The sequence below is a fragment of the Vibrio sp. 10N.286.52.C3 genome, assembly GCF_041468865.1.
Classification (GTDB): domain Bacteria; phylum Pseudomonadota; class Gammaproteobacteria; order Enterobacterales; family Vibrionaceae; genus Vibrio; species Vibrio crassostreae_C.
On sequence record NZ_JBFRJM010000053.1, the window covers coordinates 24,015 to 37,328 of the forward strand.

Below are 13,314 nucleotides of genomic sequence, written 5' to 3' on the forward strand. Positions count from 1 at the left end.
ATTGGTATTTGCTGTTGAAAGATAAATTCGAATCAGGGCGTTAAAACGTTCAATGCTCTAATCAGCCCTGATCCTACGGAAATCGGTTTTACGTTAGTCAGTGAACTAGCTAGTTCGTTTTTGGCTCAGGGTTATCTGATGCTGCTTGAACGTCTGCTTCTGTACTTGCTTGCTGAATCTCTAATTGCTCGTCTGAGTGTCGTTCTTCTTCAGCTTGCTCTTTCATTTCTAGCTCAACTTGCGCTTGGCTTTCGGCCAGTGCTTCTTGCTCTTCTGCTCGTGAAGATTTCGGCAACACAAGGTTTAGAAGAACCGTCATGATGGTGCCTGTTGTAATGCCAGAATGAAGAAAGTTCGCTAGATCATGCGGCAAGTGTTGCAGCAATCTTGGTTCGAAAGTTACCGCCAAGCCAGACGCCAAACCTACACAGATTACCAAGGCATTTCGCTTGGTGTCTGCGGCTTTGATCAACATGCGGATACCTGCGTAGGCAATCATTCCGAACATCACAAAACCCACACCACCTAGAACAGGTTTCGGAATCGTGACGGCAATAGCGGCTAATTTCGGGAATAAACCGCCTAAAATTAGCAAACCACCGGTTGCAGCCACTACATAACGACTTGCTACACCTGTGATACCCACAATACCGACGTTTTGACTGAACGATGCCAGTGGCATTGCCGTTAAAATCGAAGATAAGGTACTGCCAAGGCCATCGCCCAATAGACCACGTTTTAAGTCTTTACCGCTGACTTGGGTTTGGCAGTTGTTGCCTAGTGCCATGAAGTCACCTGTTGCTTCGGCGATAACCACGATGTACACCAAGCTCATGCTGATGATGGCACTCGCAGAAAAGGTAAAGCCATATTTGAAGGGCTCAGGTCCACCGATCCAAGCGGCAGAACTGATTTGCTCAAGGTCGACCATGCCGAGCGACAGCGCCACAATGTAGCCGCCCGCTAAACCAATCACGATGGCCGAAGCGGCAACCGCGCCTTTACAGTAAACCGATACGCCAACCACAATCCCCAAAGAGATCAGTGCTAGAAACAGCTTTGGCAGCGTGGCGAATTGTTCTGTGTTGGCAGGAGAGTCTCCGACCCAGTTCATGGCAACCGGTAAAATGGTTAAGCCGATTAAGGTAACCACTACACCACTTACCACGGTTGGGAACAGTTTCCGAACCTTGTCCATATAGAAGCTGGCACCAATCACTACGAACGAGCCGATAAGCGCTGAGCCCATGATCGCGGCGACACCACCTTCGTTACCGATGGAAATAGCCACACCTAAAAAGGCAAAGCTTGAGCCCATTACAACAGGCAGTCGAATACCAACAGGGCCAAAACCGAGACATTGCGCGACAGTCACAATACCAGAAGCCAATAGCGCCGCATTGATCAGTGAAACGATCTCTGTGTTAGGTAGGCCGATAGAAGCACCGACAATAAGCGGGACAGCGACGATGCCACCAATCGAGGCGAGCATGTGTTGTAAAGCAAGTAGAAGGGTTAGCCCATGGGGCGGTCTTTCATTAAGGGTGTACAGAAGTTTCATTTGATATTCCTCTGCCTGCGTTTCCGTTTACAGGCGATTGGCGGTCAAATAATGACTTCTACAAACTGCGTAGGGTCATAAAAAAGTGCACTGAATCGGTAGGGTTTCTGCTCTCTCGTCATCAATGCAATTAGCTTTCTTAAAAATCATGTTGTTGCTTGGCTTGCGAACCAGCCAAGCAACGTTGTGAGCAATCAAGAAATGACTGCTCAGGAGCTTTAGGGTTAACCGATGAACACTAGCTTGGCGATGAAGATAGCCGCTAGGAAGTACATCGAGATAGACACATCTTTGGTTTTACCTGTCGCCAACTTAAGCACTGTGTAGGTAATGAAACCCAATGCGATACCGTTCGCGATAGAGAAGGTCAGTGGCATCATTAGTGCGGTAATCGCGGCTGGAGCACCGTTAGTGAAGTCTTTCCAATCGACGTGCTGCATGCTGCTCATCATCACGAATGCGACGTAAATAAGAGCACCAGACGTTGCGTAAGCGGGGATCATGCCTGCAAGCGGTGATAGGAAAATTGCCGCTAAGAACAACACACCAACCACGATTGCTGAAAGACCTGTACGTGCGCCTGCTGCAACACCGGCTGCACTCTCTACATAACTGGTTACTGGCGGACAGCCTACACACGCACCTGCCACGCTTGAAATACTGTCGGCTTTCAGTGCTTTGCTTAGGCCTTCAATCTTGCCCGTTTCAGGGTTGGTCAGGTTTGCACGCTCAGCTACGCCCATCAAGGTACCAGCTGTATCAAACATGTTTACAAAAAGGAAAGCCAAGATAACGCTGATCATCGATACGTTTAGTGCACCGGCGATATCCATTGCCATAAAGGTAGGCGCTAAGCTTGGTGGTGCAGCGAAGAAGCCATCGTAGTGAACTAGGCCAAGCATCATGCCGACTAGCGTTACACTCAAAATACCGATAAGCACCGCGCCAAACACTTTACGCTCACTCAGAACCGCAATGATCAAGAATGCAATCGCAGCAAGCAGAGCTTCTGGTTTCGTGAAGTCACCCAATGAAACCAAAGTTGCTGGGTTTTCGACGACGATCCCCGCTGTTTTTAAGCCAATTAGACCTAAGAACAAACCAACACCTGCAGTCATTGAATAGCGCAAGCTCTCTGGAATACTCTCGATGATCCATTGGCGGACTTTGTAAAAGCTCATCCCGACGAACAAGATACCGGAGATAAACACCGCACCTAGCGCGACTTCCCAGCTGTAGCCCATTTCGCTTACTACTGTGAACGAGAAGAAGGCGTTCAAGCCCATGCCCGGCGCAAGTCCGACAGGCCAATTCGCAAATAGCCCCATTAACAAACAACCGATCGCAGCACCAATACAGGTCGCGACGAATACCGCGCCTGAATCCATGCCTGAAGCGGCCATGATTTGTGGGTTAACGAAGATGATGTAAGCCATGGTTGCGAAGGTAGTGACACCACCGACTAACTCATTTTTTACGCTACTTCCGTGGGCCTTAATTTTAAAAAACTTCTCTAAAATTCCGTTGTTCGCATCTTGGTTGAGTATTTCTGTTTTACTCTCACTCATGTCAGCAAGTCCTTTTATGTTGTGATCCATTTATTGAATACAGCGAGATTTCAATATTAAGTTTTAAGGTTTTTCCTAGCCGCTATTTCTTTAGCTATCAGTTGATTAGTCATCAACTCTCTAACTAATAACGTTATTAGTATTTTTATATGAGCGTGTTTAATGAGCGCGCATCATTTTAGATGCACACACTAATCTGCTTAATATTTGTCGGTGAGCCTAGTTAGAAGTTCTAGGTCATGAGACTAACTGCCCCGGTAGGTTGAGAAACTGTAAGGGGAGACGAGAAGAGGAACGTGATAATGCGCTTCTGGATCATCTAAGCCGAAACGAATAACCACATCGTCTAGGAAAGGCACACCATCCAATTCCACACCTTTGCTTTTGTAGTAATCCGCAACGTAAAACACCAATTGATATTTCCCCGGTCGGAAATCATTCCCTGCCAGAATCGGCGCATCGGTTCGGCCATCGGAGTTAGTGATTACCGTCGCCAACTTTTCTGTTGAGTCTTCATTGACCTTATAAAGCTCTACCTTGATCTCTGCACCCGGTAAGCCGTGAGTCGTGTCTAATACGTGTGTTGTTAATCTTCCCATAGTCCTTTAATAGCGCTTTTGGCGCTCCTCTGTTCCGTGGTTTATCTGTCTGTTTCGACCTTGCAAAGAATGCAACTGGTCACTTTGTTATCACTAACTATGTACGAACTGTACACAATTAGTAAAGCGAATTGTTGGAAAAATGTTAACCATTGTGTCGTTTTTTCTGATTTTATAGATCTTGATTACCGTTTTTTGGTGAGTTTTGGTTTTGTTAAGTTGTTGTTTTTAGCTGGTAATAGTGCGTAAATTTAACTTGAATAACAAAATCTTTACATTGAGATAAATAATTGTATACAATAAATGTACAGGGGTAAGGTTGCTCTGTTTATCGAGAATCCATTTGGTGACTTACTTAAAGAGCGGCTAAGCCAACCACTTATGTTAGGAGTACTTGGATGAATAAGGATTATTCAAGAAATTTGATCGGTTACGGAGCTAACCCTCCAAACCCTCAATGGCCAGGTAATGCGCGCGTCGCGGTTTCTTTTGTATTGAACTATGAAGAGGGCGGTGAGCGTTGTTTGTTACATGGAGACGACGAGTCTGAAGCTTTTCTTTCAGAGATCCCGTCAGCACAGCCGATCAAAGGCGAACGTCACATGAGCATGGAATCCATCTATGAGTATGGTAGCCGTGCGGGTGTATGGCGTGTTCTTCGCTTGTTCGATGAATATGAAATTCCATTAACCGTCTTTGCTGTCGCAATGGCGATTGAGCGTCACCCAGAAGTAGCCAAAGCTATGGTCGAAGCGGGCCACGAAATTTGTAGCCACGGTTATCGCTGGATCGACTATCAATACATTGATGAGTCAGAAGAGCGCGACCACATGACCAAAGCGATTGAGATCATCCAACAAGTGACGGGTCAGCGCCCGCAAGGTTGGTACACAGGTCGAACGGGTCCAAATACGCGTCGCTTAGTCGCAGAAGAAGGCGGCTTTCTTTATGACTCGGATGCCTATGACGATGACCTGCCTTATTGGCACACCGAAACCGGTCATCCACATTTGGTGATCCCTTACACACTCGATGTGAACGACATGCGTTTTTCAACAGCGCAAGGCTTTAACTCGGGTGAGCAGTTCTTCCAATACCTGAAAGACACGTTTGACACCCTTTATATGGAAGGCGAAACCGCACCGAAAATGATGTCGGTTGGGCTGCATTGTCGTCTGATTGGTCGCCCCGGTCGTATTGCTGCATTAAGACGTTTCTTAGATTACGTAAAACAGCATGACAGCGTGTGGTTATGTCGTCGAATCGATATCGCCAACCATTGGCACCAACATCATCCATATCAACCAAATAACGCTAATCATCAACAGCAAAAGTAGCAGTGAAGCAAGGAGGCTTAACGTGACTGAATTTCGATCATGCCAACCAACAACCATGGACCGCGATACCTTTGTCGCTCACTTCGCTGATGTCTACGAGCACAGCCCATGGGTTGCAGAAGTGGTGTATGACCAAGGTTTGAATGCCGAAGATGACCATATCGAGAATCTTCATCTGAAAATGGCATCGACCTTGTTAAGTGCAGACCAAGGCAAACAGTTGGCTTTGATCAACGCTCACCCGGATTTAGCCGGTCGAGCAGCAGTAAACGGCGAACTCACCGAGTCGTCGACCAAAGAACAAGCGGGGGCGGGCATCGATCAGTGCAACGCCGAAGAATTTGAAAAATTCACTTCTTACAACAACAGCTACAAAAGTCGCTTCAATTTCCCTTTTATCATGGCGGTGAAGGGAGCCAATCGTTACCAAATTCTTGAGTCGTTCGAGATGCGATTAGGAAATGATAGTGAAACTGAGTTTGCTACGGCGATTCAAGAGATCAACAAGATCGCGATGTTTCGTCTCTGGGATATGTAAGTTAACGGAGTTAACAGCTATCTCAGCCCAGTCTTAGTGCGCTAAGAGTACGCTTTATAAGCGAATAAACCACTAAGTTCTCATTTTATTATTACTTGATTAATTGGATAGGATTACACGGACATGACCCAAACATTTGAACAATACATAAACCTTGCAGACGAAAAACTCGGCGCAGAAGCTATCTTCGCAACAGACGATTTTTTCGCGGATAAAAGCCGTCTTCTCAGCCATGCAGCGCCAGAGTGGAAAGACGACTTATACGACGATAACGGCAAGTGGATGGACGGCTGGGAAAGCAGACGCAAACGCGGCGAAGGTTACGACTACTGTGTCGTTCGCCTTGGCCTAGCTGGCACTATTGCTGGCGTTGATATTGATACCTCATTCTTCACAGGTAACTTCCCACCTTCGGCATCAATTGACGCGTGTTATTCACCACAAGGTGAGCCAACAGACGCAACAGAGTGGCAAGAAATTCTGCCTTCAATGGCACTACAAGGTGATCATCATCATCTTGAAGCGATTGAAAGTGACCAAGTATTTACTCATCTACGTTTGAACATCTACCCAGATGGCGGTGTAGCGCGCTTACGTGTTTATGGCCGACCAAGTGTGGATTGGGAAGCAATTGATTCTCAGCAACAGGTCGACCTAGCATCGGTTGAACACGGTGGTCGAGCATTGGCATGTAGCGATGAGCACTACGGCAACAAAGCCAACATCTTAGGTCCTGGCCGCGGTGAAAACATGGGTGATGGCTGGGAAACAGCACGTCGTCGTACACCGGGTAATGACTGGGTTATAGTGGCACTAGGTCATCCAGGTAACATCGAACGTATCGTTGTTGATACGGCTCATTTCAAAGGTAACTACCCAGACAGCTGCTCAATTCAAGCGGCTTACGTGAAAGGTGGTACCGACGATCAAGTGGAAACACAAAGCCTATTCTGGCGTGAACTACTGCCTGCTCAAAAGCTGCAAGCGCACGAGATTCACGAATTCATTTCTGAGGTAAACGACCTTGGTGCGATTACCCACGTACGTGCAAACATATTCCCAGATGGTGGTATCAGCCGTTTGCGTCTGTTTGGTACGAAAGCGAAATAGGTAAGGAAATGAGTATGAGTAATGGAATACGTCGTTTATCTATCGAACCGTTAACCAAGCAGGCTTTTGCAGAGTTTGGCGATGTTATCGAGTCCGATAATAGTGATTTCTTCATGATCAATAGTGGATCAACACGTCGCTACCACAAGCTAGCGACAACGGATGTGCAAGACCAGGGCGGAGAAGCCATCATCAGCATCTTCCAAGCTACGCCGTTGAGCTACCCACTGACCATCAAAATGTTAGAGCGTCATCCACTTGGCTCTCAGGCATTCATTCCATTACTTGGTCAACCCTATTTAATTGTTGTTGCGCCAAAAGGCGACGATCCAACATTAGCCAATAGCCGAGCTTTCTTGAGCAACGGTCGTCAAGGAGTGAACTATCACAAAGGGGTGTGGCATCACCCAGTGCTCGCCCTCACCGATCAAGACCAGTTCTTGATCGTCGATAGAGGCGGAGAAGGACATAACTGTGATGAAGTTTATTTTGAGAACGACCTAGTGGCATTGCATTTGGAAGATATGCCAACGGAAGACAACAAGGAAGAACAACGCTTAGCTAAAGTGTTGTAATACAGGAGTTTATTATGGATCCGCATATTACAGAGTGGTTGAATTTAGCGATTCGCTGGATTCACATGATTGTTGGTGTTGCATGGATAGGCGCATCATTTTACTTTGTTTGGTTAGAGAACAACCTTAACCGAGTAAACCCAAAAACTGGCCTTTCAGGCGACTTATGGGCAATTCACGGCGGTGGTATTTATCACCTAGAGAAGTACAAACTTGCGCCACCAGAGATGCCAGAGCACCTGCACTGGTTTAAATGGGAAGCCTACTTCACGTGGATCACCGGTGTGTGTCTACTGGGTGTGGTTTACTACCTTAACGCTGAAATCTACCTGATTGCACCGGGCTCTGGCCTTGATTCAACAACGGCAATCGCGATTGGTATTGGTTCATTCGTTGCTGGTTGGTTTATCTACGACTTACTGTGTGACTCGCCTTTAGGTAAAACCCCCGTGTTGCTTGGCGTTGTGCTGTTTTTGCTGCTCGTCGCTGCGACGTACGGCCTAACTCAAGTGTTCAGTGGCCGTGGTGCTTACATTCATGTGGGTGCAATCATTGGTACCATCATGGTGGGTAACGTATTCCGCGTTATCATGCCTGCACAACGTAACTTGGTGAAAGCGATTGAAGAGAAGCGCGAACCGGATCCGGCATTGCCAGCGAAAGGTCTACTGCGTTCTCGTCACAACAACTACATGACCCTGCCAGTGCTGTTCATCATGATCAGTAACCACTTCCCAAGCACTTATGGCTCGGAATACAACTGGCTGATCCTTGCTGGTTTAGCGATCTTCAGTATCTTGGTGCGTCACTACTTCAACACCCGTCATGGTAGCCAGAAGTTTGCATGGACAATACCAGTAGCAGCATTGGGTATGATCACGCTTGCGTTTGTTACCTCACCTTACGCGAAAAAGCAGATGACTCCGGTTGTGCAAGCACCAGTGGTTCAAGAAGTGCAAGTGAGCGCGACTGAATCAGCGACAGAAGAACTTGCTGCAAACGACACCGCTTCAACGACTAGTTCTCAGGCCGCACCAGCAGACCACGCAATGCAAACTGCTAGCGCAGGTGTAAGCTTTGAAACCATCAACAAAGTCATTCAAGAGCGCTGTTCTGTGTGTCACTCATCAACCCCGAGCCACGCCGCTTTTGCTGCTGCGCCAGCCGGCGTGATGTTTGATACCCCAGAAGAGATTAAAGCCAACGTCCCAAGGATTGTTGCTCAAACGGTAACAACCAAGGTGATGCCGCTTGGTAACATGACTCAAATGACCGACGCAGAGCGCGCACTCATCGGTACTTGGGTAGAGCAAGGCGCTACGCTTCAATAATCATACTTTGTAATAAAAGTACTCAGCATCCTTTACCTAAGAGCATGAGTCTTAGGTGAGGCTTGGGGAGAGTTTGGTTTACGGGCACGCGCCAAACTCATCCCACCCTGTTTCCCCGGTTCCTATAACCGGGGCTTTTTGTTTTTGGACAAAGGAAATGCAGATTTATCATTCAGTTGGTGACTCTAGGTGCATATGTGAATTAAAGTGTGCTGTTGGTTGTTCCTGTCTAGTCGGGCAGAGTGTTGATGTTCAAGATCAGTTGAGAGAGTTATGAAAAATATCGTTGTATTTAATACTGAAACAGCAGAGCACCGAGTTTTTGACGTATCAGATTCTGATGCGGAGAATTATCAAGAGATACGTTCTTTGCTAGTCAAAGCTTTAGATCTAGAAATTATTTATGACCAAATAATTGAAGCATATTGGGACTTCAAAAATAAAGTTAATTATTGGAATTTAAGGTCTATTTCAACCCCGTTTGCTGACTATGTACTAAACCATGAAATTCGTAGCTCTTTGAATAGTTTGGCTTTTAACTTGTTCAACTTAAGTAAGTTATATCTTGATTGGCATTTTAATGAACGGAAGAAGCGATGTTTTGCATTTGAGATTACGAATGACGAAGCTGCTAGAGTTGCTGTCGAATCACAACGTCAGGATATTTACGACTCAAATATTCATTACGTAGTTGGCTGCGACTTGAGAGGACATAGCCAACATAGCGCTTTACCTGTAAGAACTTTTACTACTGGTGTTCGCTACGATCACGAAACATCAAGTCGCACTGCTCATTTCAGTATTTTTTACGATTACGATGACCTAGTTAAAGCTGGTGTCCCAAAGAAAAAATTATCACATGATATTAAGCTAGAACTCTCAGAAATTATCGACGGTTTCGTATACGCGATTTCTCAAAAGCACATGTTGAATCGTGAGTTATCCGATTCAATTGTTCGTGATGGCCGTGAAAGATATTTGACTAAGTGGCAAAGTTTGGTCAATGACACGAATTTTGAACGGTATCGTTGCGAACTACATTTGGAAGGTGGTGAAAAGCATGTGTTATCTCTTGAGTGGTTTGAGGTGTACGGTCATCTCCAATTAAAGCATCGTAGGTCAATAGATTACTCAGCGATTCGGTTCGAAAAGTGAGTTAGATATAATCAAAAATGAGTTGTATGTAGTTTTAATCACAGTGTCTGAGCTATTAAATAGGGTTTAAGGAAAAGACAAATATGGATATTGCCGTACTAACATTTGATGGATTTAACGAGCTAGATTCTTTCATCGCATCGGGTATTTTGAATCGAATGAAAGAGTTTGGTTGGAATGTGCAGATTACTAGCCCTACAGAATCAGTGACTTCAATGAATGGAGTCACAATTAAATCTCAACAGCCTTTAGAGTTCGCGAATACAGCTGATGCGGTGTTGTTTGGTAGTGGCATGTTGACCCGCGATGTCGCCCAAGATGATAAATTACTCTCAAGGTTAAACCTTAATCCACAAACACAATTGATTGGTGGTCAATGCTCAGGGACTTTATTGATGTCGGTATTGGGGTTACTGAATCAAGTTCCAGCCTGTACTGATTTAATAACGAAGCCATGGGTAATTGAATCCGGTGTGACCATATTGGACCAGCCGTTTTATGCGGAAGGAAACATTGCTACAGCAGGCGGCTGCTTGTCATCCAAATATCTAGCAGCATGGGTTATCAGTAAACTCGCAGACCAAGCACATGCCGAAGCTGCAATTCACTATGTTGCGCCTGTTGGTGAGAAAGAAGACTCTGTGAATCATTGCATGTCGATAGTAAGTACTTACGTTTAAACTGATTCATTGCGTGCGCAGTCCTGTATAAGGTCCTTGATATGAATCTCTACCCATGGCATTTTTAGTCCAAATTGACTTTAGTTAGGACAAAAAATGGAAGACTTGATAGTCGCGTATTTTAGGGCATTGAGCTCATTCTTTAGGTATCTGTTTCAGTCGATATTGATTGAGTTCATTGGTTACGGAGCTGGCTGGATAGTCTGTAAAGCATTCACACTAGGGCGCTTCCCCCCATTGATTCCAACTGAAAAAGAGCGAACCAGAATCTCTTATATCGGAGCTATTAGCATCGTGTTGCTTCTGTTAGCAATTGGTGTGTTCAATAGTTTGTGATTCGGAGTGAGGATATATGAAATTTTACCCCGCGGAACAATACCAAGCGGCTTGCAACGAGCTGTTTATCCGATACGAACGTGACATCAAAAAGCTAATCCCTAACGCGAGAGTTGAGCACGTAGGCGCATCTTCTATTCCTTTTGCCGTGTCTAAGGGCGATCTAGATATTTTCGTAGGTATTGAACTTGGTATGTTGTAATCCACATCTGCTGATGATGTGGCCTTGCAAGTGGTCAGTGTTATTGACTATGAGTGGAACTTAAATGTTGATAGCCTAGTGAAGTTAGACTATCAACATTTATTGATTATGATTCTGCAGATTCTGCTTTATCAAGAACTGAATCGTTATAAGCTTTGGTGCCCTTGTAACCTAGGAAAAGCGAAACTATCCATAAAATAAATGATACTGGAGAAGCAATAACGGTGATCGCGCAAACTACGATGAGAATTAAGTTAACAACTCCCCACATGACGCTCCCTGCATACATCTGAGCGCCTCCTGGTATTACAAAACCTAACAGTAGCGCTATCATAGGATTTTTCATTTTGTTTTGTATGCGAGCTTGTTGAATTGCGTCATTCATAATTATGCTTCCTTATGCATTTAGTTGTTATTCTCGCACTCTATATCTATCTTATTTTTAGTCAAGAATTTAGTTAAATATTTGATTTGATTGATTGTTTTGTGATCTGATATTTGCTGGGTTAATGAGTCTTCCGGTTTTATTGTGTTTGGTTTATGGTTTGATCTGAGATATATAGGGAGGAATATCGCTCTATTGTTTATTACACTACTTTTTGTGCTGTTTTTACTTTCCCCTTACACTCTTTTCAAGTATCGAACCTAGTATCAAATTTCTCTTTGTTATACAGGCAAGTCTCTCATTATGAAGAACTTCTTTGATAGCGAACTCATGCTCTCTAGCTCCTTGAATTTCGTTTTGCTATCGCTTGGGCTAACGCTCCTTTTTCATCTTCCGATTTGGTGTGGGTTCAACTTGAGCCGACGAAAGTGGAAGCTCATGGATTATTTATGGCCGTTTCTAGCGGGTATCGGGATGCTGGGTGCAGTGTCTGAGATTCGTGCGAAAGTAGCGGGCGATTGGGTTGAAACAGAACAAACTAGAGCGGTCGCGATTTTAGAATCGGTTCAGCAGTTTTCTTTGGATAAATTAAGAAGTGATACCTGCACTGGTCAGCCATCTTTAGATAATCACGCTCAGCACCACGAAGCGTGTTTGTGGTATTTGAATACGGCGATCACGTTCAAAGATGTCGATTTTACCTTGTTACCCAACGCATCGGATTTTACGGTTCCTGCGCCTAGCGTGTCGCTGGTTGAAAGTGATGCAGTGTGGGTGGATGGTATGTTGAGTCAGTATGAGAAGCAGAAAAACCAATACATAAAAACCAGAGAAGCGCAGGTGAAGCAGCCATTAGAAAGCCTCTTCTGGTATGTGAGTCCTTACTTAGTCTGTTTCGCTATTGCTCTGCGCCTTACTAAAGTGACGGCAGAGCTTAAACTGGATAAGTGCGTAAACAATTAACTCGACATAGACAGCGCGAACGACAGTAAAATAGGCAAGGTAACCACACTTAGGAAGTTGCCGAACAACACCATAGATGCGACTTTAGGCGGCTCGACATTGAACCGTTCAGCGAACAGGTAGTTCATCACGGCAGGTGGCAGCATGGTGAACAGCACCATCATTTGTAGGTGCAGCGTTGGCAGCGGGATAAAGAAGTAGATGATGGCGAAGGCGATGGCACCAGTAAACAGCGATTGAGCCGTACACAGCAAGCCAACTTTGAGTCCGCTTAGCTTCAAGTTGACCATTTGCGAACCCAACGACAACAGCATGATGGGCACGGCTGCTTGGCCGAGTAGCGATGTTGCTTCGTAGATTGGATTCCATACTGCAATGCCAGACAGGTTGAGCGTCATCGCTAATGCTGCGGCTAAGAATATCGGCATCTTGAGGATCTGTTTGATCGGATTACCTTCGCTTAGTAGCGCTAAACCGACACTAATGTGCACGCATGCCGATACCACAAACAGCAATACCGCAGGGGCTAATGCACTCTCACCAAAGGTATAGGTGAACAGGGGAATGGCCAGGTTGCCACTGTTGCGGAACATATGTGGCGGCGCCCAAGCTTTGAAGTTGAGCTTAAAGATCTTACAGATTGGTATCATCAATAAAGCGGGCACCAACACCGCGACCAAAGAGGCGGTGATGAGTGGCAGTTGTTCGGTGTCGAGAGGCATGGTGGTCAGCGAGGCAAACACTAGCGCAGGAATACACACATCCATGTTGATGCGATTGATCGGTTTGAAATCGGGCTTGAGCCAACGACCCACCGCAAAGCCAGCACTGGCTAAAGCAAAAACGGGAAACAGAATGCTGACGACCTGTTCGAACATAGAATTCCTTTCTAGATTGAGTGCTTCCATTTAGCTGAGAAACGAATGTTTTAGAGAGACGCTAAAGTGAAGTATGAAGTCGATATGTATAAACAT

14 protein-coding genes and 1 pseudogene are annotated in these 13,314 nt (G+C 45.4%); 10 read left to right on the plus strand and 5 right to left on the minus strand.

Features of this window, described 5'->3' with window-relative positions:
* Nucleotides 1-109: 109 nt before the first annotated feature.
* The 3 genes from AB4138_RS16690 to uraH form a co-directional block, all read right to left on the minus strand.
* Nucleotides 110-1,561 (minus strand): nucleobase:cation symporter-2 family protein, encoded by a 1,452-nt coding sequence (locus AB4138_RS16690; protein ID WP_372132967.1) that lies wholly within the window; start codon nucleotides 1,559-1,561, stop codon nucleotides 110-112.
* 224 nt (nucleotides 1,562-1,785) lie between these two features.
* The gene (locus AB4138_RS16695; RefSeq protein WP_372132965.1) at nucleotides 1,786-3,129 is read right to left on the minus strand and encodes an NCS2 family permease; all 1,344 of its coding nucleotides are present in this window, start codon (nucleotides 3,127-3,129) and stop codon (nucleotides 1,786-1,788) included.
* Nucleotides 3,130-3,374: 245 nt separating this feature from the next.
* Nucleotides 3,375-3,728 (minus strand): hydroxyisourate hydrolase, encoded by a 354-nt coding sequence (gene uraH, locus AB4138_RS16700; protein WP_004732855.1) that lies wholly within the window; start codon nucleotides 3,726-3,728, stop codon nucleotides 3,375-3,377.
* 398 nt (nucleotides 3,729-4,126) lie between these two features.
* Here uraH and puuE point away from each other — a divergent pair, with 398 nt between their 5' ends.
* The 9 genes and pseudogenes from puuE to AB4138_RS16745 all read left to right on the plus strand — a co-directional run.
* Entirely contained in the window at nucleotides 4,127-5,065 is a 939-nt protein-coding gene (gene puuE / locus AB4138_RS16705; protein ID WP_372132962.1) for an allantoinase PuuE, read from the plus strand.
* 22 nt (nucleotides 5,066-5,087) lie between these two features.
* Nucleotides 5,088-5,603: a 2-oxo-4-hydroxy-4-carboxy-5-ureidoimidazoline decarboxylase gene (gene uraD / locus AB4138_RS16710; RefSeq protein WP_017067791.1), complete on the plus strand. Its 516-nt coding sequence runs from the start codon at nucleotides 5,088-5,090 to the stop codon at nucleotides 5,601-5,603.
* Nucleotides 5,604-5,726: 123 nt separating this feature from the next.
* On the plus strand, nucleotides 5,727-6,713 hold the full coding sequence (alc, locus tag AB4138_RS16715) for an allantoicase (RefSeq protein ID WP_017086623.1): 987 nt from the start codon (nucleotides 5,727-5,729) through the stop codon (nucleotides 6,711-6,713).
* A 14-nt stretch (nucleotides 6,714-6,727) separates the two neighbouring features.
* Nucleotides 6,728-7,288, plus strand: a complete 561-nt coding sequence (locus AB4138_RS16720) for an ureidoglycolate lyase (protein WP_372132959.1) — start codon at nucleotides 6,728-6,730, stop codon at nucleotides 7,286-7,288.
* A gap of 14 nt (nucleotides 7,289-7,302) precedes the next feature.
* The gene (locus AB4138_RS16725; protein WP_372112640.1) at nucleotides 7,303-8,619 is read left to right on the plus strand and encodes a urate hydroxylase PuuD; all 1,317 of its coding nucleotides are present in this window, start codon (nucleotides 7,303-7,305) and stop codon (nucleotides 8,617-8,619) included.
* Between the two features lie 273 nt (nucleotides 8,620-8,892).
* Nucleotides 8,893-9,774 (plus strand): hypothetical protein, encoded by an 882-nt coding sequence (locus AB4138_RS16730; protein ID WP_050647480.1) that lies wholly within the window; start codon nucleotides 8,893-8,895, stop codon nucleotides 9,772-9,774.
* Nucleotides 9,775-9,857: 83 nt separating this feature from the next.
* Complete coding sequence (locus AB4138_RS16735; protein ID WP_372112643.1) at nucleotides 9,858-10,454, plus strand: DJ-1/PfpI family protein; 597 nt, start codon at nucleotides 9,858-9,860, stop codon at nucleotides 10,452-10,454.
* A 96-nt stretch (nucleotides 10,455-10,550) separates the two neighbouring features.
* Nucleotides 10,551-10,790 carry a hypothetical protein gene (locus AB4138_RS16740; RefSeq protein ID WP_372052116.1) on the plus strand — a complete coding sequence of 80 codons (240 nt, stop codon included), beginning with the start codon at nucleotides 10,551-10,553 and terminating at the stop codon, nucleotides 10,788-10,790.
* Between the two features lie 16 nt (nucleotides 10,791-10,806).
* A pseudogene (locus AB4138_RS16745) lies at nucleotides 10,807-10,989 on the plus strand (GrpB family protein); the annotation flags it as partial.
* A gap of 109 nt (nucleotides 10,990-11,098) precedes the next feature.
* Here AB4138_RS16745 and AB4138_RS16750 read toward each other — a convergent pair.
* Nucleotides 11,099-11,377, minus strand: coding sequence for a hypothetical protein (locus AB4138_RS16750; RefSeq protein WP_102351827.1), 279 nt, complete (start codon nucleotides 11,375-11,377; stop codon nucleotides 11,099-11,101).
* A gap of 438 nt (nucleotides 11,378-11,815) precedes the next feature.
* Here AB4138_RS16750 and AB4138_RS16755 point away from each other — a divergent pair, with 438 nt between their 5' ends.
* Nucleotides 11,816-12,340 (plus strand): hypothetical protein, encoded by a 525-nt coding sequence (locus AB4138_RS16755; protein WP_017067015.1) that lies wholly within the window; start codon nucleotides 11,816-11,818, stop codon nucleotides 12,338-12,340.
* Here the strand turns inward: AB4138_RS16755 and AB4138_RS16760 are convergent.
* Nucleotides 12,337-13,218, minus strand: coding sequence for an AEC family transporter (locus AB4138_RS16760; protein ID WP_004732869.1), 882 nt, complete (start codon nucleotides 13,216-13,218; stop codon nucleotides 12,337-12,339). The two genes, AB4138_RS16755 and AB4138_RS16760, sit on opposite strands and share 4 nt — an antisense overlap.
* Between the last annotated feature and the right edge of the window lie 96 nt (nucleotides 13,219-13,314).